This is a genomic window from Streptomyces sp. NPDC051064 (assembly GCF_044455985.1).
Taxonomy (GTDB): domain Bacteria; phylum Actinomycetota; class Actinomycetes; order Streptomycetales; family Streptomycetaceae; genus Streptomyces.
Genome location: NZ_JBITFK010000004.1, coordinates 453,362 through 477,061 on the forward strand (window position 1 = coordinate 453,362; position 23,700 = coordinate 477,061).

General features: G+C 68.6%; 26 protein-coding genes and 1 riboswitch. Of the genes, 12 read left to right on the forward strand and 14 right to left on the reverse strand.

Annotated elements, in window-relative coordinates:
• Positions 1-29: 29 nt before the first annotated feature.
• Together ACIBCU_RS17010 and ACIBCU_RS17015 are read right to left on the reverse strand one after the other, a co-directional pair.
• Positions 30-1,148 (reverse strand): peptidoglycan bridge formation glycyltransferase FemA/FemB family protein, encoded by a 1,119-nt coding sequence (locus ACIBCU_RS17010; RefSeq protein WP_356709036.1) that lies wholly within the window; start codon positions 1,146-1,148, stop codon positions 30-32.
• Positions 1,149-1,322: 174 nt separating this feature from the next.
• The gene (locus tag ACIBCU_RS17015; protein WP_362927547.1) at positions 1,323-1,679 is read right to left on the reverse strand and encodes a hypothetical protein; all 357 of its coding nucleotides are present in this window, start codon (positions 1,677-1,679) and stop codon (positions 1,323-1,325) included.
• A 298-nt stretch (positions 1,680-1,977) separates the two neighbouring features.
• Here ACIBCU_RS17015 and rpsF point away from each other — a divergent pair, with 298 nt between their 5' ends.
• The 4 genes from rpsF to rplI all read left to right on the forward strand — a co-directional run bounded on the left by rpsF (position 1,978) and on the right by rplI (position 3,701).
• The gene (rpsF, locus tag ACIBCU_RS17020; protein WP_362927548.1) at positions 1,978-2,268 is read left to right on the forward strand and encodes a 30S ribosomal protein S6; all 291 of its coding nucleotides are present in this window, start codon (positions 1,978-1,980) and stop codon (positions 2,266-2,268) included.
• A gap of 71 nt (positions 2,269-2,339) precedes the next feature.
• Positions 2,340-2,957: a single-stranded DNA-binding protein gene (locus tag ACIBCU_RS17025; RefSeq protein WP_362927549.1), complete on the forward strand. Its 618-nt coding sequence runs from the start codon at positions 2,340-2,342 to the stop codon at positions 2,955-2,957.
• Between the two features lie 42 nt (positions 2,958-2,999).
• A complete protein-coding gene (gene rpsR, locus ACIBCU_RS17030; protein ID WP_003967857.1) occupies positions 3,000-3,236 on the forward strand; it encodes a 30S ribosomal protein S18 in 237 nt (78 codons plus the stop codon).
• An 18-nt stretch (positions 3,237-3,254) separates the two neighbouring features.
• A complete protein-coding gene (gene rplI, locus ACIBCU_RS17035) occupies positions 3,255-3,701 on the forward strand; it encodes a 50S ribosomal protein L9 (RefSeq protein WP_362927550.1) in 447 nt (148 codons plus the stop codon).
• A 145-nt stretch (positions 3,702-3,846) separates the two neighbouring features.
• Here the strand turns inward: rplI and ACIBCU_RS17040 are convergent, their stop codons facing one another.
• On the reverse strand, positions 3,847-5,184 hold the full coding sequence (locus ACIBCU_RS17040) for an MATE family efflux transporter (RefSeq protein WP_399232082.1): 1,338 nt from the start codon (positions 5,182-5,184) through the stop codon (positions 3,847-3,849).
• Between the two features lie 476 nt (positions 5,185-5,660).
• On the opposite strand from ACIBCU_RS17040, the gene dnaB reads away from it, so the two are divergent.
• Positions 5,661-7,118 (forward strand): replicative DNA helicase, encoded by a 1,458-nt coding sequence (gene dnaB, locus ACIBCU_RS17045; protein ID WP_399232332.1) that lies wholly within the window; start codon positions 5,661-5,663, stop codon positions 7,116-7,118.
• 9 nt (positions 7,119-7,127) lie between these two features.
• Here dnaB and ACIBCU_RS17050 read toward each other — a convergent pair whose 3' ends face one another.
• Positions 7,128-7,853: a dienelactone hydrolase family protein gene (locus tag ACIBCU_RS17050; RefSeq protein ID WP_362927552.1), complete on the reverse strand. Its 726-nt coding sequence runs from the start codon at positions 7,851-7,853 to the stop codon at positions 7,128-7,130.
• An 89-nt stretch (positions 7,854-7,942) separates the two neighbouring features.
• Complete coding sequence (locus tag ACIBCU_RS17055; RefSeq protein WP_399232085.1) at positions 7,943-8,956, reverse strand: NADPH:quinone reductase; 1,014 nt, start codon at positions 8,954-8,956, stop codon at positions 7,943-7,945.
• 210 nt (positions 8,957-9,166) lie between these two features.
• Here ACIBCU_RS17055 and ACIBCU_RS17060 point away from each other — a divergent pair, with 210 nt between their 5' ends.
• Positions 9,167-10,546, forward strand: coding sequence for a serine hydrolase domain-containing protein (locus ACIBCU_RS17060; protein ID WP_399232087.1), 1,380 nt, complete (start codon positions 9,167-9,169; stop codon positions 10,544-10,546).
• Positions 10,547-10,593: 47 nt separating this feature from the next.
• Here ACIBCU_RS17060 and ACIBCU_RS17065 read toward each other — a convergent pair whose 3' ends face one another.
• The 3 genes from ACIBCU_RS17065 to ACIBCU_RS17075 are packed head-to-tail and all read right to left on the reverse strand — an operon-like array spanning position 10,594 to position 12,737.
• Positions 10,594-11,757: a winged helix DNA-binding domain-containing protein gene (locus tag ACIBCU_RS17065; RefSeq protein ID WP_399232089.1), complete on the reverse strand. Its 1,164-nt coding sequence runs from the start codon at positions 11,755-11,757 to the stop codon at positions 10,594-10,596.
• 40 nt (positions 11,758-11,797) lie between these two features.
• Positions 11,798-12,250 carry a GNAT family N-acetyltransferase gene (locus ACIBCU_RS17070; protein WP_399232091.1) on the reverse strand — a complete coding sequence of 151 codons (453 nt, stop codon included), beginning with the start codon at positions 12,248-12,250 and terminating at the stop codon, positions 11,798-11,800.
• 28 nt (positions 12,251-12,278) lie between these two features.
• The gene (locus ACIBCU_RS17075; RefSeq protein WP_362927557.1) at positions 12,279-12,737 is read right to left on the reverse strand and encodes a MarR family transcriptional regulator; all 459 of its coding nucleotides are present in this window, start codon (positions 12,735-12,737) and stop codon (positions 12,279-12,281) included.
• 152 nt (positions 12,738-12,889) lie between these two features.
• On the opposite strand from ACIBCU_RS17075, the gene ACIBCU_RS17080 reads away from it, so the two are divergent.
• Complete coding sequence (locus tag ACIBCU_RS17080) at positions 12,890-14,134, forward strand: MFS transporter (protein ID WP_399232093.1); 1,245 nt, start codon at positions 12,890-12,892, stop codon at positions 14,132-14,134.
• Here the strand turns inward: ACIBCU_RS17080 and ACIBCU_RS17085 are convergent.
• The 5 genes from ACIBCU_RS17085 to ACIBCU_RS17105 all read right to left on the reverse strand — a co-directional run bounded on the left by ACIBCU_RS17085 (position 14,034) and on the right by ACIBCU_RS17105 (position 17,929).
• A complete protein-coding gene (locus ACIBCU_RS17085) occupies positions 14,034-14,546 on the reverse strand; it encodes a DUF2269 domain-containing protein (RefSeq protein WP_399232096.1) in 513 nt (170 codons plus the stop codon). The two genes, ACIBCU_RS17080 and ACIBCU_RS17085, sit on opposite strands and share 101 nt — an antisense overlap.
• 118 nt (positions 14,547-14,664) lie before the next feature.
• Positions 14,665-15,144: an NUDIX hydrolase gene (locus tag ACIBCU_RS17090; protein ID WP_362927560.1), complete on the reverse strand. Its 480-nt coding sequence runs from the start codon at positions 15,142-15,144 to the stop codon at positions 14,665-14,667.
• A 52-nt stretch (positions 15,145-15,196) separates the two neighbouring features.
• On the reverse strand, positions 15,197-16,093 hold the full coding sequence (locus ACIBCU_RS17095) for a LysR family transcriptional regulator (RefSeq protein WP_399232098.1): 897 nt from the start codon (positions 16,091-16,093) through the stop codon (positions 15,197-15,199).
• Positions 16,094-16,362: 269 nt separating this feature from the next.
• On the reverse strand, positions 16,363-17,487 hold the full coding sequence (locus ACIBCU_RS17100) for a cystathionine gamma-lyase (RefSeq protein ID WP_362927562.1): 1,125 nt from the start codon (positions 17,485-17,487) through the stop codon (positions 16,363-16,365).
• Between the two features lie 64 nt (positions 17,488-17,551).
• Positions 17,552-17,929 (reverse strand): phage holin family protein, encoded by a 378-nt coding sequence (locus ACIBCU_RS17105; RefSeq protein WP_399232100.1) that lies wholly within the window; start codon positions 17,927-17,929, stop codon positions 17,552-17,554.
• 78 nt (positions 17,930-18,007) lie between these two features.
• Here ACIBCU_RS17105 and ACIBCU_RS17110 point away from each other — a divergent pair, with 78 nt between their 5' ends.
• The 4 genes from ACIBCU_RS17110 (at position 18,008) to ACIBCU_RS17125 (ending at position 20,281) form a co-directional block, all read left to right on the forward strand.
• A complete protein-coding gene (locus ACIBCU_RS17110; RefSeq protein WP_362927564.1) occupies positions 18,008-18,325 on the forward strand; it encodes a cupin domain-containing protein in 318 nt (105 codons plus the stop codon).
• A 151-nt stretch (positions 18,326-18,476) separates the two neighbouring features.
• Positions 18,477-18,686 (forward strand): DUF5326 family protein, encoded by a 210-nt coding sequence (locus ACIBCU_RS17115; RefSeq protein WP_099173639.1) that lies wholly within the window; start codon positions 18,477-18,479, stop codon positions 18,684-18,686.
• 288 nt (positions 18,687-18,974) lie between these two features.
• Positions 18,975-19,742 (forward strand): helix-turn-helix domain-containing protein, encoded by a 768-nt coding sequence (locus ACIBCU_RS17120; RefSeq protein WP_362927565.1) that lies wholly within the window; start codon positions 18,975-18,977, stop codon positions 19,740-19,742.
• 101 nt (positions 19,743-19,843) lie between these two features.
• Positions 19,844-20,281 (forward strand): SsgA family sporulation/cell division regulator, encoded by a 438-nt coding sequence (locus ACIBCU_RS17125; RefSeq protein ID WP_073750747.1) that lies wholly within the window; start codon positions 19,844-19,846, stop codon positions 20,279-20,281.
• Between the two features lie 64 nt (positions 20,282-20,345).
• Here ACIBCU_RS17125 and ACIBCU_RS17130 read toward each other — a convergent pair whose 3' ends face one another.
• Entirely contained in the window at positions 20,346-21,701 is a 1,356-nt protein-coding gene (locus ACIBCU_RS17130; protein WP_362927566.1) for a YibE/F family protein, read from the reverse strand.
• Positions 21,702-21,772: 71 nt separating this feature from the next.
• A riboswitch (TPP riboswitch) is annotated at positions 21,773-21,906 on the forward strand.
• Between ACIBCU_RS17130 and thiC the strand changes: the two genes are divergently transcribed.
• Positions 21,899-23,692 carry a phosphomethylpyrimidine synthase ThiC gene (thiC, locus tag ACIBCU_RS17135; protein ID WP_399232104.1) on the forward strand — a complete coding sequence of 598 codons (1,794 nt, stop codon included), beginning with the start codon at positions 21,899-21,901 and terminating at the stop codon, positions 23,690-23,692. (Overlaps the previous riboswitch by 8 nt.)
• The last annotated feature ends 8 nt before the right edge of the window (positions 23,693-23,700 follow it).

Sequence of the window (23,700 nt, forward strand, 5' to 3'; positions counted from 1 at the left end):
GGAGCTGATGGATGGTGGTCAGGTTGCGCTCAGCGGCGCGACATGTACATATCGAGCGCCTTGTGCAGCAGCTTGTTGAGGGGGAAGTCCCACTCGCCGACGTACTCGACGGCTTCCCCGCCCGTGCCGACCTTGAACTGGATCAGGCCGAAGAGGTGGTCGGTCTCGTCCAGCGAGTCGCTGATGCCGCGCAGGTCGTAGACGGTCGCGCCCATCGCGTACGAGTCGCGGAGCATCCGCCACTGCATGGCGTTGGAGGGGCGGACCTCGCGGCCGATGTTGTCCGAGGCGCCGTAGGAGTACCAGACGTGCCCGCCGACGACGAGCATCGTGGCAGCCGACAGGTTCACGCCGTTGTGCCGGGCGAAGTAGAGCCGCATGCGGTTGGGGTCCTCGGAGTTGAGCACCGACCACATGCGCTGGAAGTACGAGAGCGGGCGCGGCCGGAAGTGGTCGCGCACGGCGGTGATCTCGTACAGCCGCTGCCATTCGGCGAGGTCCTCGTAGCCGCCCTGGACCACTTCGACGCCGGCCTTGTCGGCCTTCTTGATGTTGCGTCGCCAGAGCTGGTTGAAGCCCTTGAGCACGTCCTCGAGGGAGCGGTTGGCCAGCGGCACCTGGAAGACGTAGCGGGGCTGGACGTCGCCGAAGCCGGCGCCGCCGTCCTCGCCCTGCTGCCAGCCCATCTTTCGCAGCCGGTCCGAGACCTCGAAGGCGCGCGGCTCGATGTGGCTGGCCTCGACGTCACGCAGCCGCTTCACGTCGGGGTCCTGGATGCCGGACTTGATGGCGGCCGAGTCCCAGCGGCGGATGACCACGGGAGGGCCCATCTTGACCGAGAAGGCACCCTGCTGCTTCAGGTGGGCGAGCATCGGCTGGAGCCACTCGTCCAGATTCGGGGCGTACCAGTTGATGACCGGGCCCTCGGGGAGGTACGCGAGGTAGCGCTTGATCTTGGGCAGCTGGCGGTAGAGCACCAGCCCGGCACCGACCATCTCGCCGTTCTTGTCGAACCAGCCCAGGTTCTCCGAGCGCCATTCGGTTTTCACGTCAGCCCACGCCGGGACCTGGCAGTGACTGGCCGAGGGCAGATTCTGGATGTACGCCAGATGCTGTTCTCGGCTGATGGTCCTCAGGGTCAGGCTCATGCGGGGCGCTCCTCGGCAGGTGTGTCCCCATCGGTCAGGGGCTCCGGCTCTCGCGCCGAAGCCTACTGTGACCGAGGGGCGCCCGGTCCGGCCCGTCAGGACCGCACCGGGCGCCACCCCTGCGGGATCGCCTGGCCGTACACCGCATGGGCCGGTCGGGCCCGGCTCTGCCGGTCAGGTGATGACGCCGCCGAAGAGGCCGCCGTGCGCCATACCGAGGTAGAAGCCGACGGCGGACGCGCCGATCCCCAGGATCAGGCCGAATCGCTCCCAGGTGGTCCTGGAGATGTACTGCCCGTAGGCGCCGGTCAGGATGCCGATCAGCCCAGCCCACGAGCTGAGCAGGTGCAGGCTGTGGAACATCGCTGTCACGAACGCGAGGATGCCGAGGACCCCGGTCACCACCATCAGCGTTTCCTGGAGCGGGTGCGGCTTGCCGTCCGTCGCGAAGAGGGACCCGGTGGGGCGGCGGTCGCTGGACGTCTGCCGGGAAGGATGCCGGTGGCCGGCAGGTCGGAGTGTTTGTGCCATGGAGAACCTCCTGGCGGGAAGGGCGGTGCGATGTGCGGTGCGATGTAGCGCCTCTCACACCGCATCTGTCTTGATTGTGCGCCCTGAACACCGGATTTCAACCGGAAGCCGGTCTGCGGGTAGTCTGTACGGTCTGCACCGGTGTCTGCCTTGAGCCAGCACTGCAGCTCCCCTCGACTCTTGAAGACGGGCGTTGTCAGTGGCGGCTGTTTTACTCGGAGACACTGATGCTTACGCATCACGACCCTCCTGCCACGGAACGACCGTGGCCGCTGAGTCCAAAGGAGGTGGGTTCCACATGCGTCACTACGAGGTGATGGTCATCCTCGACCCCGATCTCGAGGAGCGCGCAGTCTCCCCGTTGATCGAGAACTTCCTCTCCGTCGTCCGTGAGGGCAACGGAAAGGTCGAGAAGGTCGACACCTGGGGCCGTCGTCGTCTCTCTTACGAGATCAAGAAGAAGCCTGAGGGCATCTACTCGGTCATCGACCTGCAGGCCGAGCCTGGGGTCGTCAAGGAGCTCGACCGACAGATGAACCTGAACGAGTCGGTCCTCCGGACCAAGGTCCTCCGTCCCGAGACCCACTGAGCATCTAGCTCAGTGGTCATCGGGTTCGAGTAGCAAGCAGCCAGAAGCAATCCCCGCCGAGAGGTTCACCCATGGCAGGCGAGACCGTCATCACGGTCGTCGGCAATCTCGTCGACGACCCCGAGCTGCGCTTCACCCCGTCCGGTGCGGCGGTCGCGAAGTTCCGTGTCGCGTCCACTCCCCGCATCTTCGACCGTCAGACCAATGAGTGGAAGGACGGCGAAGGCCTGTTCCTCACCTGCTCGGTCTGGCGTCAGGCGGCGGAGAACGTCGCGGAGTCGCTTACGCGAGGCATGCGCGTCGTCGTGCAGGGCCGGCTGAAGCAGCGGTCCTACGAGGACCGTGAGGGCGTCAAGCGCACGGTCTACGAGCTGGATGTCGAGGAAGTCGGCCCCAGCCTGAAGAGCGCCACGGCCAAGGTCACCAAGACCACAGGTCGCGGTGGCCAGGGCGGTGGCCAGGGTGGATACGGCGGCGGCCAGCAGGGTGGCGGCAACTGGGGCGGCGGTCCCGGTGGCGGTGGCCAGCAGGGCGGCGGCGGTGCTCCCGCCGACGACCCGTGGGCCACCAACGCACCGGCCGGCGGCCAGCAGGGCGGGGGCCAGCAGGGCGGGGGGGGCAGCTGGGGCGGAAGCTCCGGAGGCTCCGGCGGTTCCGGCGGCGGCTACTCGGACGAGCCGCCCTTCTAGGGCTGCTCGTACCCCACTTCTTGATCACACAGGAGAAACACCATGGCGAAGCCGCCTGTGCGCAAGCCTAAGAAGAAGGTCTGCGCGTTCTGCAAGGACAAGACCCAGTACGTGGACTACAAGGACACGAACATGCTGCGGAAGTTCATTTCCGACCGCGGCAAGATCCGTGCCCGCCGCGTCACCGGCAACTGCACGCAGCACCAGCGTGACGTCGCCACGGCAGTCAAGAACAGCCGTGAGATGGCGCTGCTGCCCTACACGTCCACCGCGCGATAAGGGAAGGGTGACCGAATCATGAAGATCATCCTCACCCACGAGGTCACTGGCCTCGGTGCCGCCGGCGACGTCGTGGACGTCAAGGACGGGTACGCCCGTAACTACCTGGTTCCGCGTGGCTTTGCCATTCGCTGGACCAAGGGTGGCGAGAAGGACGTGGCGCAGATCCGCCGCGCCCGCAAGATCCACGAGATCGCGACGATCGAGCAGGCCAACGAGATCAAGGCCAAGCTCGAGACCGTGAAGGTCCGTCTGGCTGTTCGCTCCGGCGACGCCGGCCGCCTCTTCGGTTCCGTCACCCCGGCTGACATCGCCTCGGCGATCAAGTCCGCCGGTGGTCCGGACGTCGACAAGCGTCGCGTCGAGCTCGGCTCGCCGATCAAGACGCTCGGCGGATACCAGGTGTCCGTCCGTCTGCACCCCGAGGTTGCCGCGAAGCTCGGTATCGAGGTCGTTGCTGCCTAAGGGCACAGCTCAGTAGAGCTAGGTGAAGGGCCGCACCCCTGGGTGCGGCCCTTCGTCGTTTCACGTGAAACCGGGCTGCGGTTTCACGTGAAGGAGCGGTTTCACGTGAAACGGCACACCCGGTTCCTGCTCAGGCGGATGCGGTTCAGCGCGTGGCTCCGGTCACGATCCAGCGGCCGGACCGCATACGCATCCACAGCGTCACCAGCCGGACGGTCATCATCAGCGTCATCGCCCCCCAGAGAGCGGTGAGGCCTCCTCCGAAGGTGGGGACGAGGAGTGCGGCAGGAGCGAAGACGGCCAGGGTCAGGACCATGGCCCAGGCGAGATAGCGGCCGTCCCCTGCTCCCATGAGTACGCCGTCGAGAACGAAGACCACCCCGGAGATCGGCTGGGAGAGAGCCACGACCAGCAGCGCCGGCAGCAGGGCGTCCTGTACGGATGTGTCGCCCGTGAACAGCGGGACGAAGAGCGGCCGGGCGAGCACGATGACCACCCCGAGGACCACCCCCGAGCCGATCCCCCACTGGACCATCCGGCGGCAGGCCTCGCGGGCGCCCTTGGCATCGTCCGCCCCCAGATAGCGGCCGATGATGGCCTGCCCTGCGATGGCGATGGCGTCGAGTGCGAAGGCCGTAAGACTCCAGAGAGACAGGATGATCTGATGCGCGGCGATATCCGTGTCGCCGAGACGGGCGGCGACGGCGGTCGCGATCAACAGGACCGCCCTCAGCGAGAGCGTACGGATCAGGAGAGGCACGCCTGCCTGGGCGCTCGCTCGGATACCCGCCGCATCAGGGCGCAGCGAAGCCCCGTGCCGACGCGCTCCACGGACCACGACGATCAGGTAGACGAGCGCCATGCCGACCTGGGCGATGACGGTGCCCCATGCGGATCCTGCGATCCCCAGCCCGGCCCCGTAGACGAGCCCGGCATTGAGGGCTCCATTGGCGGCGAACCCGCCGATGGCGACGTAGAGCGGTGTCCGGGTGTCCTGCAGTCCGCGCAGGACACCTGTCGCCGCGAGCACCACGAGCATGGCGGGGATGCCGAGGCTGGAGATTCGCAGATACGTGGTGGCGTACGGAGTCGCAGTGTCGGAGGCCCCGAAGATGTCGACCATCCATGGTGCCAGGGGGAGGGTGACAGCGACAACGGCGGCACCGATCAGCAGGGCGAGCCAGATGCCGTCCATGCCCTGGCGGATGGCGGACGCCAGGTCGCCCGCGCCGACCTGACGGGCGACCGCGGCTGTGGTGGCGTAGGCGAGGAAGACGAAGACGCTCACAGCGGTGGTGAGAAGGGCAGCGGCGACCGCCAGGCCGGCCAGCTGAGGAGTGCCGAGATGGCCGACGATGGCGCTGTCGACCATGACGAAGAGGGGCTCGGCAACGAGCGCGCCGAAGGCCGGGACGGCGAGTGCGATGATCTCGCGGTCGTGCCGGCGGCGGGAGGGCGGCTGTGCCGTGTGCGCCTGGGTCATGGGGGTAAATCTAATCTTCCACAGGTAAGAGATGCAATGCAGATGAGGCCCTTACCTTGCTCGGGTTTCCGGGTTCGCTGGAAGGCCGTTTCCCGTGATCTTGAGCTGAGGGCAAAAGTTTTTCTCCCCCACAGCCGGTGGATTGAGAAACGGCAGGTCAGGGGCCTCTTTGGTGGGCGGGTATGAGTTTGTCCACAGTGCTGTCCCCCGGTCCGTGCACAGGATCGGATGAGTTCTCCACAGCATCTGGTCCGTCATCCACATGCCCTGTGGATAACCAGATTGGCTGACGGTGCGGACCGGCCTACCGTAGTGCGGCGCCCGCACTCCGTTCCGGCATGGAAATCCGCAGAACTTGACGCACCGGAACCGGAGTCGGGCGTCTTGTTTGTCGGTGCCGTGCCGTAAGAAAGAGTGGCACGGCTAGGTCCGCGAAGCGGACGGGAGGAGGTGGCCCGGTGAGCATTCCCGAGCCTTTGGACGATCCCTGGGCCGATGTCGGTCCCAGTGACCGTCTGCCCGTTTCCCGTCAGCGCCGTGGAGAGGGCAAGGGGCGCGACGAGCAGCACGAGCGGGGCCGTGAGAGCGGCTGGGGCGGCGGGTCGTCCGGCTTCGAGCGGGTGCCTCCGCAGGATCTCGACGCCGAGCAGTCCGTCCTCGGCGGCATGCTGCTCTCCAAGGACGCCATCGCGGACGTCGTGGAGATCATCAAGGGCCACGACTTCTACCGCCCGGCCCACGAGACCGTCTATACGGCGATCCTCGACCTCTATGCCAAGGGGGAGCCGGCCGACCCGATCACGGTGGCGGCCGAGCTGGTCAAACGCGGCGAGATCACCAAGGTCGGCGGAGCCCCGTACCTGCACACACTGGTCCAGTCCGTGCCGACCGCGGCCAACGCGTCGTACTACGCGGAGATCGTCCACGAGCGGGCCGTGCTCCGGCGTCTCGTCGAGGCCGGCACCAAGATCACCCAGATGGGATACGCGGCCGACGGCGACGTCGACGAGATCGTCAACTCCGCGCAGGCCGAGATCTACGCCGTCACGGAGCAGCGCACCAGCGAGGACTACCTGCCGCTCGGCGACATCATGGAAGGTGCCCTCGATGAGATCGAGGCCATCGGTTCCCGCAGCGGCGAGATGACAGGTGTTCCGACCGGGTTCACCGATCTCGACTCCCTGACCAACGGCCTGCACCCCGGCCAGATGATCGTCATCGCTGCCCGTCCCGCCATGGGTAAGTCCACCCTCGCCCTGGACTTCGCCCGGGCCTGCTCGATCAAGAGCAACCTGCCGAGCGTGATCTTCTCCCTGGAGATGGGGCGCAACGAGATCGCGATGCGTCTGCTGTCGGCCGAGGCCCGGGTGGCGCTCCACCACATGCGTTCCGGGACGATGACCGACGAGGACTGGACGCGGCTCGCCCGTCGAATGCCGGACGTGTCGGCCGCGCCGCTCTACATCGACGATTCGCCGAACCTCTCGATGATGGAGATCCGCGCGAAGTGCCGTCGCCTCAAGCAGCGCAACGACCTCAAGCTCGTGGTCATCGACTATCTGCAGCTGATGCAGTCCGGTGGTGCCAAGCGGGCGGAGAGCCGTCAGCAGGAGGTCTCGGACATGTCCCGAAACCTCAAGCTCCTCGCCAAGGAGCTGGAGCTACCCGTCATCGCGCTGTCCCAGCTGAACCGTGGACCCGAACAGCGCACGGACAAGAAGCCGATGGTCTCCGACCTGCGTGAGTCCGGCTCCATCGAGCAGGACGCCGACATGGTGATCCTGCTGCACCGCGAGGACGCGTACGAGAAGGAGTCACCGCGCGCGGGCGAGGCCGACCTGATCGTGGCGAAGCACCGTAACGGCCCCACGGCGACGATCACCGTGGCCTTCCAGGGCCACTACTCCCGCTTCGTGGACATGGCCCAGACCTGACACTCCAGTTCACTCCGTAACGGGCAGGCACTCGGCGAGCAGGCCGACGATGTCGCGCCAGGCTCGCTGCGCGTGCTGCGGGTGGTATCCGACGCCGGGGAGCACGGTCTGGTCCACCGGCGGGTGGTGGAAGGCGTGCAGGGCCCCGCCGTAGACCACGAGCCGCCAGTCGACGCCCGCGGTCTGCATCTCGGCGGTGAAGGCGTCCCGTTGCTCAAGAGGCATGATCGGGTCCTCCGATCCGACCCCCGCCCACACGGGGCAACGGATGCGCGCCGCCTCGCCCGGGCGTCCCGTGGTCAGTGCGTTGACCGTCCCGATCGCGCGCAGGTCGACGCCGTCACGCCCGAGTTCCAGCGCGATGGCGCCCCCGGTGCCGTAGCCGACCGCGGCGATCCGGTCGGGGTCTGTCCGTGGTTCGGCGCGCAGCACATCGAGGGCCGCGTGGCCGATGCCCCGCATCCGGACGGGATCGGCGAGCAGGGGAGTCACACGCGCCAGCATCTCCTGCGGGTCGGTGAACCAGCGCCCGCCGTGGAGGTCGAAGGCCAGCGCCACATAACCCAGTTCGGCGAGGGCGTCCGCCCGGCGGCGCTGGAAGTCGTTCAGGCCCGGTCCCTCCGGACCGATCAGGACCGCGGGCCGGCGACCGGCACCGGCGGGGAGCGCGAGGTGCCCGATCATCGTCAGGCCGTCGGCGGGGTAGTGGACCGTGCGCGTGGTAACCGTCGTCATGAGACGGGACTGTAGTGACGGCCGAGCCCGGCCGGGCCGGGCTTAGCCCCGGGCAGAACGGTGCGGGACCGGCCCGCACCGGGAGACGGTCATGGGATGTCGAGCAGAACCTTCCCGACCACGCCCTGTTCGAGCGCTGCGTGGGCGTCGGCGGCGCGCTCCAGTGTGAAGCGGTGCAACGGCAGTCCGGCCTCTTCCCCCACGCGCAGCGCGCCGGCTGCCACGGCTGCCGCGACGTCGGTGAGCCCCTGCTGCTTCGCCGCTGCCGGCACGGTGTAGACGAAAACGCTCTGCCAGCGCAGGTTCGCCGACAGCGAGGAGAGCACCGGTACGGACAGCCGCTCGTCCTCGCCGCCCGCGTAATAGGCCACCACGGCCCCCTGGGCGGCCACCGCGATGTCGAGAGCGGAGTTGGTGCCCGGTGCGACCTCCACGACGATGTCGACGCCCTCGGGGGCGAAGGCCAGAATCTCCGCCGCCGCGTCCTGTGTGCGGTAGTCGACGACCAGGTGGGCGCCGGCCGCGCGCGCCAGGGCGGCCTTGGCCGGACCACTCACCGTGGTGATCACACGTGCTCCGGCCCAGCGGGCGAGCTGGACGGCGGCGTTCCCGACAGCGCCGGCGCCTCCTGCCACCAGTACGGTCGCGTCCCGAAGGCTGCCGGACGCGAGACTCCCCGGTCCGCCGTCGTGAACGGTCAGCGCACGGTGGGCGGTCAGCGCCGGGATACCCAGGGCCGCACCGAGCTCGAACGGGGCCTGGTCAGGCAGGGTGACAGCGTGCCGGTCGGGGACGAGCGTGTACTGCTGTGCCGTTCCCGAGGGCCGCCCCCACGCGGCCTCCCAGATCCACACCCGCTGCCCGACCCGCGACGGGTCGACCTGCGGGCCGACGGCGTCGATCACCCCGGCGCCGTCCTGGTGGGGCACCTGCTCGCTCATGCCCGGCGGCAGCTCGCGTCTGCGGCTGCGCCAGTCGGTGGGGTTGACACCCGAGACGTGCACACGGACGCGTACCTCGCCGGGGCCGGGTTCGGGAACCGGACGCTCGACGAGTTGGAGGACCTCGGGCCCACCGGCAGCCGTCCGGATGACGGACTTCATCTCTCACCCATCCCTTGTTCGCCCCTCGGACGGCGACGCCCGGGAGAACGTCGCTGCGCAGGGGATACCCCGCTGAACCTCCTCACGGGGCCGACTATTCCGGGCACAGACGCTGAACAGACGGTTCGCCCGTGGCGACGCGGGTCGGCGCCGGCCCGCCGGCCGCCAAATGGGTTCGTCAAGCTGATGAGGCGCGGGTCATGCTTGGGCATGACATCTTCCGAAGCTCTGCTCCCCAGCACCCGGCGTGCCCTGCTGCACCGTGTCGCCACCGCGCAGTCCGAAGGCCGGACCCCCTCCCTCGTCGCCGCGGTGCAGAGGGAGGGGAAGATCGCCTGGAGCGGTGCCCGTAGCTGTGTGGACGGCCACGAGCCGGATGGCGATACGCAGTTCAGGATCGGCTCCATCACCAAGACGTTCACCGCTGTGCTGGTCATGCGCCTGCGCGACGAGGGGCTGCTGGATCTGGACGATCCCCTCGAGAAGCACCTGCCGGGTACGGACGTCGGGCACCTGACCGTCTTCCAACTGCTGGGCCACAGTGGGGGCCTGGCTGCCGAGACGCCGGCCCCGTGGTGGGAGAGGACCCCGGGCTCCACGCGGCCTGAGCTGGCGGATGTGCTCGGCGAGAGGCCGCTGATCCACCCGTCCGGCCACGGGCACCACTACTCCAACCCGGGTTACACGCTGCTCGGCTCGCTCGTGGAGAGGCTGCGCGGGGAGTCCTGGGCGGAGGTGCTGCGCCGCGAGATTCTGGAACCGCTGGGGATGGACCGTACGACCCCGGAGGCGCGTGCCCCGCATGCGGGCGGCTGGGCCGTCCACCCATGGGCCGATGTCATGATGCCCGAGCCGGCCGAGGACCTCGGACTGATGGCACCGGCCGGTCAGCTCTGGTCGACCACCACGGACCTGCTCCGCTTCGCGGCCTTCCTGGCCCAGGGCGACGAACAGGTGCTCCGTGCGTCCTCGGTCGCGGAGATGCGCGCTCCCGCCGCTCCGCCCGAAGCGGGTGACTGGACCGGTACGTACGGCCTCGGTCTTCAGGCCGTACGGCGCGGGAACCGCACCCTCCTCGGCCATTCGGGATCGCTCCCCGGCTTCCTGGCCACACTGTGGTTCAGCGTCGAGGACGACGTGGCGGCCGTGGTGCTTTCGAACGCCACCTCAGGCCCTCTGACCGGTACGGTGGCCGCGGATCTCGTGCAGATCGTCGCGGACGCGGAGCCGAGGATCCCGGAGCCCTGGCGCCCGCTGCCCGAGGTCGACGAAGAGCTGCTGGCGCTGACGGGCCCCTGGTACTGGGGCACCCAGGTCCATGCCCTGAAGCTGCTCGCGGATGGGGGCGTCGAGTTTCAGCCGTTGCGGGGCGCCGGTCGCGCGGCCCGGTTCCGGGCGTGCCCCGACGGGACCTGGACGGGCCTCAACGGCTACTACGCGGGGGAGACACTCAGGGTCGTACGCGCCGATGACGGCACGGTGGACCATCTCGACCTGGGGTCGTTCGTCTTCACCCGGGAGCCGTACGACCGGAGCGCGGCGATTCCCGGTGGGGTGGACGCGGGCGGCTGGCGAGGGCTCGCCATCTGAGGGGCGCGGGTCGGTGTTTCACGTGAAACACCCTTGGGGGCAGGGAATCAGGCCGTCAGTTCGCGTTCCAGAGGCGTACGGAAGCGTGGGGTGACCCGGGCGTCGCCCGCCCACGCCGACAGCCGGCCCGCCTCTGCCTCGATGAGCTGTGAAGCCTCCCGTCCCACGTCGGACAGCAGGCGCCACACCGGCTCGCCGTCCGCGCGCTGGGCCCAGCCACCCACGATCCCGCCGTTCCACCACACTGTGGGGCCGATGTTGCCGGCGCGGTCGAAGAGGGCGGCTCGATGACCGGTGGACAGGTGGAAGCCGCGGTCGGCCCAGCCCATCGCGCTCGGGTCCAGACCGGGCAGCAGGGCCGCCCAGGGCTCGGGGGAAGGTTCGGTGGCGAGATCCCCGGGAGCGACCCGGCCGACGGCACCGTTGTCGAGCTGGACCTCTTCTGCGCCGACGGCAGCCAGGGCCGTGCGCGTCTCACGGACGCCCCAGCCGGTCCACCACTTCAGATCGCCTTCGGTCGCGGGACCGTAGGAGAGGAGCCAGCGCCTGGCCACTTCCGCCCGGGCCTCGGCGGGATCCGAGGGGGGCCATGGCTCGGCTGCCGTCCAGCGGAACTGGCTGGACGTCCATGAACCGCGCGGCCGGTCCCGCCGGATGCGCCCCTCGGCGGCCAGCACCCGGATCACCCGGGTGGCTATTCCCTGCACCGCCTCCTGCCTCGTCCCGGGGAAGAGCGTGATCTTCGTACGCAGAGCCGGTACGGCCGCCGACAGCTCGCTCCCCGTGGCGCGGCCCCGAGCGGTCAGGGCGGCGAGCGTCTGGAGTTCGGTATCGGCGAGCCACCGCTCGTCCAGCCCCTGACCGTCCTCCCGCAGTTGCTTGAGAAGCCGCCGCCGCTCCTTGACGGCTACGGCGCGTGCGCTCGACGCGTCGATGGCGGGTGCGGCCTCCGCGGACACGGTGAACAACGTGTTGCGCATGGAGAGCAGCCGCACCAGTGAGACGTCCTCGTAGAGCGCCCGCTCCACCGCCCCGACCCCGGGGTCGGTCAGCCGCGCGCAGACGGAGAGGAAGACCGTGGCGGCATCGGTCGCGTGCAGTGCGACGACGGCGTCCGCCACCGCGACGGCGGACGTGACCCGTGCGGACGGGGACAGCAGATGCCGCCGGCCGAGCCTGACCCTGCGCTGCTCGTCGTCGATGCGGTGCACATGATCTCCCTGCCTGCCGAGCTGTCCGGAACTCTGCGGTTCAGAGGGTGAGCTTGAAGCCCACGTGGCTCGCGGTGAAGCCGAGCCGCTCGTAGAAACGATGGGCGTCCGTACGGGTGGCGTCCGAGGTCAGCTGTACCAACTGGCAGTCCTGGCGCCTGGATTCATCGACGGCCCACTGGATCAACTGCGTGCCGAGGCCACTGCCGCGCTCGTCCGCGTGGACGCGGACGCCCTCGATGACGGAGCGGGTCGCACCACGCCGGGACAGTCCGGGCACGATCGTGAGCTGGAGGGTGCCCACGACGCGGTCCTGGCGCACGGCCACGGTCAGATGCTGGTTCGGGTCGTCGGCGAGCCGCCGGAACGCCGCGTGGTACGGCGTGAGGTCGTCCGGGGACTCGCGCTGCGCACCCAGCGGGTCGTCGGCGAGCATGGCCACGATGGCGGGGATGTCCGCGAGTGCCGCGGGACGTATGTCGAGATCGCTCATGATCGGCAGACTACGCAAACCGGCCCGTTCAGGCAGGGACCTTCAGTGCCTCGACCGTCCGGACCAGCGGAGCGAGATCCGGGTTCTCGGCAGCCTCGTCGAGAGCGGCGCGGAGCGCGGTGTCGTTGGTCGGCCTCGCCTCGCTCAGCAGCGTGAGACCCGCTTCCGTGACGTCCGTGTAGATGCCCCGCCGGTCTGTGTCACAGAGGTAGCGGGTCAGGAGCCCTCTGTCCTCGAGCCGGGTGACCAGCCGCGTGGTGGCGCTCTGGCTCAGCACCACGGCGTCCGCGACCTGCTTCATCTGCAGGTGTCCGCCGGTACCGCTGTGCTGGCGGCTCAGGACGTCGAGCAGGGAGAACTCACGCGCACTGAGACTGTGGCGGGTCTGCAGGGCCCGTTCGATGCGGGCCTCGATCTTCCCGTGGAGCAGGGAGAGGGCGCACCAGCTCTGGGCGAGGGCCGTCAGTGCGGGATCTGTCGCTGTCATGGTCTCTCCTCCGTACGGGAGCTGCTTCCCTCAGCCGCTTCCCTCCAGGATAGGGCACACGCGCAATAGCCCGCGCTTGCAATTAGAGCGCGTATGCAATTATTGTGGACGCTCGTAAGGCGCAGACGCAATCTTTCAGGAAGGTCACATCCATGCCGCTCGCGCTCCTCGCCCTGGCCATCGGGGCATTCGGTATCGGCACCACCGAGTTCGTGATCATGGGGTTGCTTCCCGATGTCGCGGCGGACTTCCACGTCTCGATCCCGACCGCAGGCTTCCTGGTCACGGGCTACGCCTTGGGCGTGGTCCTCGGCGCTCCGCTGATGACCGCTCTGGGCACCCGGGTGACCAGAAAGCGGATGCTGATGCTCCTGATGGGGCTCTTCGTCGTGGGGAACGTGGTGTCCGCACTCGCCCCGACCTTCGGTGTGATGCTCACCGGACGGGTGATCGCCTCACTCGCCCATGGCGCCTTCTTCGGTATCGGATCAGTCGTCGCGGCGGATCTGGTCGCCCCGGAGAAGAAGGCCGGTGCCATCGCCATGATGTTCACCGGGCTCACGGTCGCCAACGTCGTAGGCGTCCCGTTGGGGACCTTCATCGGTCAGACCCTCGGCTGGCGCGTCACGTTCTTCGTCGTCGCGGGGCTCGGCGTCCTGGGCTTCCTCGGCGTGGCGAAGCTCGTTCCTGAGCAGCCGAAGCCTCAGGGGGTGCGGATCCGCCACGAACTGGCCGCGTTCCGCAATGTCCAGGTGCTGCTCGCCATGGCGATGACGGTGCTGGGCTTCGGCGGCGTCTTCGCTGCGATCACCTACATCACCCCGATGATGACGGAGACCGCCGGCTTCGCGACGTCCTCCGTCACCTGGCTGCTGGTCCTCTTCGGGCTCGGTATGGTCGGCGGGAATCTGCTCGGCGGGAAGTTCGCCGACCGCCATCTGATGCCGATGCTGTACGTGTCGCTCGGTGCGCTGGCCGCGGTCCTGGCGCTGTTCACGCTGACCGCGCACAACAAGATCGCCGCCGCGGTGACGATCGTCCTCATCGGTGCTCTCGGCTTCGCGACCGTTCCGCCGCTCCAGAAGCGCGTTCTCGACCAGGCGGCCGGTGCGCCCACCCTGGCCTCTGCCGTCAACATCGGGGCCTTCAACCTCGGGAACGCGCTCTCGGCGTGGCTCGGCGGCATCGTGATCGCGGCCGGGTTCGGTTACACCGCACCCAACTGGGTCGGCGCCGCCCTCGCAGCGGCCGCCCTGCTTCTGGCGGTGCTCTCCGGTGTGCTCGAACGGCGCTCGGTCACCCCCGGCCCGCAGGTTGGCGCGCATGCTCCGGAGCCTGCCGCAGCCGTCGGCCCCGGCGAGTCGGTCCCCACGGCTTCAGTACCGATATCGCGGTGATGAAGAGGTACGTGGCCGTGGCCACCGAGGGTGCGATCACCAGATCGATGTCTGTTGCACCCCGGGCCGCGGCCTCGTTGATGCCCGGTCGGAGCGAGAAGATCGACAATCCCGCCGTGATCAGAGTCAGCCAGAACTTCGTCCAGACCCAACGGTGCTTGGCCAGGCCCCACGGGGTGCCGAGCGCCAGCAGCAGACCGCTGAGGAGTGACAGCAGGGCCACCGGCACGACGAGCCAGTCGCCGAAGACCTTCATGGCGCGGGTGGCGGCCTGAGCCATCGCCGCGTCGTGGGTGAGGAACGCGGTGAGGCCGAGAGTCAGCAGCCCCACGGTGAGGCCCAGCCAGCTCACGGACACCGCTACGTGGGCGACGAGGATGCTGCGGCGCACAGGACGCTTGAGTGGTTTCACGTGAAACACGGTGCCAAGCGCGGAGTGAGCGGTCATCTGGCAGCGGGAGTATCCCCGGCTACTGGTCTCGGCATAGGCGGGAGTGTTCCGCCTACGCCGCACGTCCTCCCCGCCCGGCTCAGCCCAGATCGGGTGCGTGCATCGCCCGTACGCCCTCGATGTTGCCGTCCAGGTAGTGCCGCAGTGACAGGGGCACGAGGTGGACGGCCGCGATGCCGATGCGACTGAAGGGGACCCGGACGATCTCGTACTCACCGCATGGTTCGTCGATTTCCGGTCCATGGCGACGCGACGGGTCCATCGAGGCCAGCCGGCAGACGAAGAAGTGCTGCACTTTCACGCCTTTGACGCCGCCGCCGGCGATATGTTCGACGGTGTCCACGAAGCAGGGCACGACATCGACGATCTTGGCGCCGAGCTCCTCGTCGACCTCGCGGTGCAGTGCGTCGACGACGGTCGCGTCCTCCGGCTCGACCCCGCCACCCGGCGTGAGCCAGTACGGATCGACACCGGGCTTGGTGCGCTTGATCAGGATGAGGTCATCGCCGTCGAGGAGGACGGCGCGTGCTGTGCGCTTGACCACTGGACGTTCGGTCATGGCAAGAGAGTGGCCCAGGAAACCCGATCTGAAACTCCTGTCGGCCGACAGGTCACCAGTCCACGGCAGCACGCACCAGCCACTCGTGCGCCCGCGCGATGTGCGGGAGGCCGAGTGTGCCGGTCCTCGCGATGAGGAAGTACGTGCGCAGCGGTGGAATCGCAGGGTCCAGCAGCGCCACGACCTCCCCCCGCTCCAGCGCGTCCTCACACAGATAGCGCGGCAGTACGGCGAGGCCGGCACCCGATGCCGCGCACTCCAGAACCGCACGGAGGTCCGGCGCGATCACGGCGGCGGACGCCGCGGGGCGGCTGTCGAAGACCGTCGCCCAGTAGCGGGAGACCAGGGGGAGGCTCTCGTGCACCTCTACCACCGGCAACCGCTCCAGGAGTACGGAGCCCTTGTGCCGCAACGCGCCGGGACCCAGGCGCCCTGCCCAGCGCGGCGCGGCGACCAGGACGTGCTCCTCGTCGCAGAGGGTGGTCGACGTCAGCAGTCCACCGCGCGGACGGGCGGTGGTGATAGCCAGATCATGATGTCCTGCCGCCAGTCCTTCGAGGGTGTCCTCGGGGTTCGCGACAAAGGTGCTGCGCAGTGTGAGCCCCTGGGAGATCAGCGGGGTGAGGGCGGGCAGGGCCCGTACGGAGGTGAACTCCGGGGGGCCCGCCAGGTGCAGTGTGCGCGCGCCCGACTCCGCGTCGAGCTCCACCTCTACGATGTCGACCAGGGCGTCCAGGTGAGGGGCGGCCCGGTGGGCCAGCTCGTCGCCGACGGTGGTCGGGGTCACCCCGCGGGCCCTGCGCAGGAAGAGCGGGCGGCCCAGCTGACGTTCCAGCGCGCGTATCTGCGAGGTGACGGCCGGCTGGGACAGCCCGAGCAGGGCGGCGGCCCGGGTGAACGATCCGGCCCGGTGCACCGTGACGAATGTGCGCAGCAGGGCCAGGTCCATGGTCCGCCCCTTTCGCCCTCGCGCACACTGCGCCGTCCCTCAGGACGGACCCAACTATAAATATGTCGATAGGTCGCTGTCGCTACTGTGATTGGACACTGACGCAGAGTCAACTAGCCTTGCTCAAGCGGTTCTAGGCGCAGGAACCGGGGTGGTCCGAGTCACGAGGGGGGAGGCTCGGACCACCCGTCCGGAGCAGGACCGGTCCGGTTGACGGGGACGCCCGACCCGGACCGGTCCTGCCGGGACCGAAGGGGCCCGAAGAAAGGTCAGCGCCCGGAGGCGTCCAGCGCGCGTTCCACGTCCGCCAGCAGATCCTCGGGGTCCTCGGCACCGACCGAGAACCGGATGAAGCCCTCCGGAACCGTGTCCCCGCCCCAGCGGGCCCGGCGCTCGGCCGTGGAGCGTACGCCGCCGAAGCTCGTCGCGTCGTCGACCAGGCGGAGCCCGGCCAGGAAGCGCTCCGCGGTGCCCTTGTCCGCCAGCACGAACGAGACCACGGAGCCGAAGCGCCGCATCTGCCGGACGGCCGTCGGGTACGAAGGGTCCCCGGGCAGCCCCGGGTACCGGAGCCCCGCCACGTCCGCCCGCTTGGACAGGGCCTCGGCCAGAGTCAGGGCGGTCGCGCACTGGCGGTCGGTCCGCAGCTGCAGCGTGGCCAGCGAACGGTGCGCGAGCCAGGCCTCCATGGGGCCGGGAATGGCGCCGACCACCTTGCGCCAGCGCCGCACTCCGGCCGCGAGCTCCGGGTCCAGGCAGCTCACATGGCCGAGCAGGATGTCCCCGTGCCCGGTCATGCCCTTGGTGTCACTGGCCACCGAGAAGTCCGCCCCGAGTTCGAGGGGACGCTGGCCGAGAGGGGTGGCCAGCGTGTTGTCGACCGCCACCAGAACACCCGCGGCGTGCGCGGCCTCCACCAGCCTGCGCACGTCACAGACGTCGAGGCCGGGGTTGGAGGGGGTCTCGATCCACAGCAGCTTCGCTCCGTCCAGCAGTTCCAGCTGGGCGTCGCCGCCGGTCGGTGCGGTCCGCACCTCGATGCCGTACGCCTCCAGCTGCTCCCGCACCAGGGGGAGCGCCTGATAGCCGTCGTTCGGCAGGACCACGACGTCGCCCGTGCGCGCCTGGGACAGCAGCACGGACGAGATGGCGGCCATCCCGGAGGCGAAGACCGTGGTCTCGACCTGCTCCCCCGGCGCCTCCAGCTCGCCGATGGCGCGCTCCAGGTGGGTCCAGGTCGGATTCGTCTCCCGGCCGTAGGTGTAGGGGCCGACCGGCTCGCCGGACAGATGGAAGTGCGCGGCGAAGACCGGACCGGGAAGGGTGGGCTCGTACTGCTCCGGTTCGGGCAGGCCCGCCCGTACGGCCCGTGTCCCGTCGCCCGTGGTGCTCATGTCACTACCTCATTTCTCCCCGGCGTCCACCGGTCCGTCCTGCACTGTGTCATCAAGGGGTGGATCAGTCCTCGTCGGGGAGCACCACGTTGAGCGCCCAGGACACGACCGAGATGATGAGCCCGCCCAGGACCGCGGTCCAGAAGCCTTCGACATGGAAGTTCACGTCGATGACGCCGGCCAGCCACGAGGTCAGCATCAGCATGAGGGCGTTGACCACCAGCGTTATCAGCCCGAGCGTCAGGATGAACAGGGGCAGGGTGAGCAGCTTCACCACCGGCTTGACGATGAAGTTCACCAGACCGAACAGCAAGGCCACCACGATCAGGGTGAGCACCTTGCGTCCGGTGTTGTCACCGGTCAGCGTGATGTCCTGGAGCAACCAGATGGCCACGGCCAGCGCACCCGCGTTGGCGATCGTCTTGACTACGAAATTCTTCATGTGTCTGATCGTGGCAGACATGATCTGTGGCGGACACCGCCGGGACAGACCAGCACGGGTGCGAGGGGCGGACGGACGATGAAGGCATTCAGACTGGACGAGCTGGAGGCGGAACGCGCGGCCAACGACGGCGCTTATCTGCAGTTCATCCGCGAACGCAACATGTCCGTGGGCCTGTACGCCCTGGACGCCGGCGCCCTCGACCCCCAGCAGCCGCACAAGCAGGACGAGGTCTACCTCGTCGTGAGCGGCCGCGCCGCGATCACGGTCGGTACGGAGACCACGCAGGTGGCGCGGGGGAGCGTCGTGTATGTACCGGCGGGCGCCGCTCACAAGTTCCACCACATCACCGAGGACCTCAGGGTGATGGTGATCTTCTCCCCGCCCGAGGGCTGACCCGGCTCTCCCGGGGGCCGGGCCCCTCGCGTCCCGATGTTCCCTAGGGGATCGCTCAGGGGACTTCAAGGGCTCCCGGGCGCCCGCCGGCCACCCCCGCGCCTCTAGCATCGAAGCAGGAACTCACAGAGACGAGGTAGCGGCGATGGCGGTGCGGGAGATTTTCGCGGGGATGCCCTGGTGGGTGAAGTGGGTCGCGGTGCCTCTCATCGCGATCGTCGTGTTCGGCGGGCTGATCGCCAGCGTGGTCGGTTTCGTCATCGGACTGCTGTTCAAGGCGCTGGTATTCGTCGTCCTCGTGGGTGGCCTGATCTTCGTCGTGCGGAAGTTCATGTCCTCGTCCGAGCGCAGCGACTGGTAGGAGGCGTGGCCGGACGCCCGGTCACGCGGTGTTCCGGAGACCAGGTGACGGCAACGGGATTCGGCGATTAGCCCAGCTGAGCTAAGTCACGGTCGAAACCTCACTCGTGACTGAACGTGCGGATACAGTGGCGTACCGCTGCCGCCAGCTGGGAAATGACGGTCCGTCACCATCCTGCCCAGTGGTTTGTGCGACCGTCCGGTCTCCGGACCCCAGGCTCGCGGCGGGCCCGTGGGGGCGGCCCCCGCGGGTGGGCTGAGAGCCCGTCACCATGCCTGGGGGTGACCTGTGACCACGGCATCGAGTACCGCTGTCCCGACGTTGATCGGTTCGGTTCAGCGGGCGTTGAGACTTATGGAGGCTGTGGGCACCCACCGGGACGGGGCGCCGGCCAAGCAGCTCGCCCGGGAGGCCGGGCTTCCCCTTCCCACCGCTTACCACCTGCTGCGGACCCTGACCCATGAGGGGTATCTCCGCAGGGAGAACGGCGTCTTCCTGTTCGGAGCCGCGGCCGAGCGCCTGGGCGGAGGACCCGCGACGCCGCGCCCCGGAGTGATCGTCGAATCGCTCGCCCACTGGGCGGACGTCATCGGTGCCCCTGTGTACTGCGCCCTGTACAAGGATGGCGAGATCGAGATGGTCGCCGTGGCGGACACGCCGGCCGTCCCCGCGGTGCACGAGTGGGCCTCGTTCCGCGAGACGGGCCATGCCCACGCCCTCGGGCAGTGCCTTCTCGGGCAGCTCGACGAGCGTGCGCGGGAGGATCATCTGGACCGGCACCCCGTCCGGCCGCTGACGCGTTACTCCCTAAGGGACCGTCAGGCGTTGCTGAACCGGCTGAGATCGATGAAACGTACGGAACCTGTCGTCGAACGGCAGGAGTACGCCGTGGGAACTGTCAGTGCGGCCATTCCGATCACTGTCGGTTCCGCCGTGGCGGCCATGGCTGTTTCTCTCCCACTGCACCAAGAAGAACGGTTGCTCCCCGCAGTCGAACAACTACGCTGCGAAGTGACCGCTCTCTTGCGCTCGTTCGTGTTCTCTATCAGTATCTGAAAAATCACTCCTTGTGATCCGCTATCGCGTGCACCACGATGGCGTCAATAGGGCCATGGGGGATCATTCCTGGCCAGTTTCATCTACTGCGGGGTTGAACGATGCGCGAGTCGGTTCAAGCAGAGGTCATGATGAGCTTCCTCGTCTCCGAGGAGCTCTCCTTCCGTATTCCGGTGGAGCTCCGGTACGAGGTCAGTGATCCGTATGCGATCCGGATGACCTTCCACCTGCCAGGTGACGCCCCCGTCACCTGGGCATTCGGCCGTGAGCTGCTGCTCGACGGTCTCAACAGCCCCAGTGGTGACGGCGATGTGCACATCGGCCCCACCGAGCCCGAAGGGCTGTCGGATGTACACATCCGCCTTCAGGTCGGCGCGGACCGTGCGCTCTTCCGGGCCGGCACGGCACCTCTTGTGGCATTTCTCGACCGGACGGACAAGCTGGTGCCGTTGGGGCAGGAGCACACGCTGGGTGACTTCGACGGCAATCTGGAAGAGGCACTGGGCCGCATCCTCGCCAAGGAACAGAACGCCGGCTGAAGAAGGAGGATCCGGCTGACCACCGAGCACCGGTGGCCCGGGCCCATGCGTCCGGTGTCCCGGCTCACGCCTTGCGGCGTCGCCCCCTCCCGGTCCGTGCGGGTGCAGGAGCTCCGGCTTCCGCGCCGAGCCCCGTGCGGTCCGCGGAGACCACCAGGGCCGCGAGCACCGTCGTCACCGGCACCGAGGCGACCAGCCCGATCGATCCGACCAGCGTGCGGACGATCTCCACGGCGACCAGTTCGCTGTTGGCCACCGTGCCCACGCTGCTCTGTGCGATCGAGAACAGCAGCAGCAGGGGGAGCGCCGCGCCCGCGTAGGCGAGTACGAGTGTGTTGACGACCGAGGCGATGTGGTCGCGCCCGATCCGGATACCCGCCCGGTAGAGCCGGCGTACGCCCATGGTCGGGTCCGCCTGGTGCAGCTCCCAGACCGCCGACGTCTGGGTCACGGTCACATCGTCGAGCACACCGAGCGAGCCGATGATCACACCGGCGAGCAGCAGGCCGCTCATGTCGATGTCCGGGTAGAGCCCGTGAATCAGGCCGGTGTTGTCATCCGTGTTCCCGGACAGGCTGGCCCAGCCGATGAAGAGCGAGCCCAGCAGCCCGATCAGCAGCAGCGAGATGAGCGTGCCGATGACGGCCACGGAGGTGCGGGCCGTCAGCCCGTGGCAGGTGTAGAGGGCGATCAGCATGATGGCGCTGGCCCCGATCACCGCGACGACCAGGGGATTCGAGCCCTGCAGGATCGCCGGAAGGATGAACAGGGTCAGAACGGCGAACGAGACGGCGAGAGCGATCAAGGCCATCAGACCGCGCAGCCTGCCCACCGCGACCACCACGAGGGCGAAGATCCCGGCGAGCAGCGCCATCGGGAACGAGCGGTCGACGTCGCTCACCGAGTACTGCAGGTCCCGGGGCGCGTCGGGCGCGTACGCGACGACCACTCCCTGGCCCTCGCGCAGTTGCCGGGGTGCGTCGGGCTGGACGACCTCGACGAACGTACGGCCCTTGTCCTTGCCGGTGGTCACCTCGACCGTGGCCTTCTTGCACTCCCCCGACTGCTCGTTGACGGCTTCGCGTCCCGACGGGGTGGAGGTGTCTCCGGTCGGCGGCACCTGCGAGGCGTTGACGTCCGCGCAGTCGACCGAGACGACCTTGGTGACCTGCCCGTCCTGGGTCTGGCGGTCGAAGCCGACCCCTGTGCGCTCATGGGCGGGTGCCCCGCCGGGCCAGAAGGCCACGAGGCCGACCAGGACCGCGGTGGCGAAGGGGATCAGTACCGCCGCGATGACCTTGCGCAGATGCTTGGACACGGGTGCGGCAGGCCCGTGGCTGTGGGTGTGGCCGTGCGCATGACTCTGTGTGCTGCCTGATGCGGGGCCGTGGGGTTCGGGGGCGCTTCCGGGGGACGTCACACGGCGATCATCCCAAGAACCGGGGAGGCCCTCTGGCCAGCACACCAGAACGGAGGTTAGCGTGGAGGCGCATTTGTACACGCGGGAGCTCGGAGCACCGGGCTGAGAGGGCGCTGACCTCCGTATATCCGTACGGGACACGCTGCGCCGACCGCCGAACCTGTTACCGGGTAATGCCGGCGTAGGGAGTAGGTCTCATGACCACAGCGGACGCACGCACGCCTGCCTCCAAGCAGAACGCCCAGAACGGTGAGGGCGACGAGGCCAGGAAGTCCATCGGCTGGCACAAGGGTTACGTCCAGGGCTCACGCCCGGACCTCCGGGTGCCGGTCCGTCAGGTGCACCTCACCACCGGCAAGGACGTGACGCTGTACGACACGTCCGGGCCGTACACCGACCCCACCACCGACACCGACGTACGCCGGGGGCTCGCCCCCCTACGGGAGAACTGGATCATCGCCAGGGGGGACACCGAGGAGTATGCGGGACGGCCCGCGCGTCCCGAGGACGACGGGCTGAAGCACACCTCGCCGAGGGGCGGTCTGCGCAACCTGGACGCGGTCTTCCCGGGCCGCCCGCGCCAGCCCCGCCGCAGCCGTGACGGCCGGCCCGTCACGCAGCTCGCGTACGCCCGCCGGGGCGAGATCACCCCGGAGATGGAGTACGTCGCGATCCGGGAGAACGTCGGACCCGAGGTGGTGCGCGAGGAGATCGCGGCGGGCCGGGCGGTCCTGCCGGCCAACGTCAACCACCCGGAGATCGAGCCGATGATCATCGGCAAGCGCTTCCTGGTGAAGGTCAACGCGAACATCGGCAACTCCGCGGTCACCTCCTCGATCGAGGAGGAGGTGGACAAGATGACCTGGGCCACGAAGTGGGGCGCCGACACGGTCATGGACCTCTCCACCGGCCGCAACATCCACACCACCCGTGAGTGGGTCCTGCGCAACTCCCCCGTGCCGATCGGCACCGTCCCCCTCTACCAGGCACTCGAGAAGGTCGACGGCCGGGCCGAGGAGCTGACGTGGGAGATCTACAAGGACACCGTCATCGAGCAGGCGGAGCAGGGCGTCGACTACATGACGGTGCACGCCGGCGTGCGGCTGCCGTACGTTCCGTTGACGGCCCGCCGCAAGACCGGGATCGTCTCGCGCGGCGGGTCCATCATGGCCGCCTGGTGCCTGGCACACCACAAGGAGTCGTTCCTGTACGAGCACTTCGAGGAGCTGTGCGAGATCCTCGCGGCGTACGACGTGACGTACTCGCTCGGTGACGGACTGCGTCCCGGCTCCATCGCCGACGCCAACGACGAGGCCCAGTTCGCCGAACTCCGGACGCTCGGCGAGCTCAACACCGTCGCCAAGCGGTTCGGCGTACAGACCATGATCGAGGGCCCGGGGCACGTCCCCATGCACAAGATCAAGGAGAACATCGACCTCCAGCAGGAGATCTGCGAGGAGGCGCCCTTCTACACCCTGGGCCCCCTCACCACGGACGTCGCCCCGGCGTACGACCACATCACCTCGGGCATCGGCGCGGCGATGATCGCCTGGTGGGGGACGGCGATGCTCTGTTACGTCACGCCCAAGGAGCACCTGGGGCTGCCCAACCGTGACGACGTGAAGACCGGTGTGATCACGTACAAGATCGCCGCTCATGCGGCGGACCTGGCCAAGGGGCACCCCGGGGCGCAGGAGTGGGACGACGCGCTGTCGGACGCCCGGTTCGAGTTCCGCTGGGAGGACCAGTTCAACCTGGCGCTCGACCCCGACACCGCGCGGGAGTTCCACGACGAGACGCTGCCGGCCGAGCCCGCGAAGACGGCCCACTTCTGCTCGATGTGCGGGCCCAAGTTCTGCTCGATGAAGATCTCCCACGACATCCGGCGGGAGCACGGCGACGAGCAGGCCGTGATCGAGGCGGGGATGGCGGAGAAGTCCAGGGAGTTCGCGGCGAGCGGCAACCGCGTGTACCTGCCCCTGGCGGACTGACCTGATGG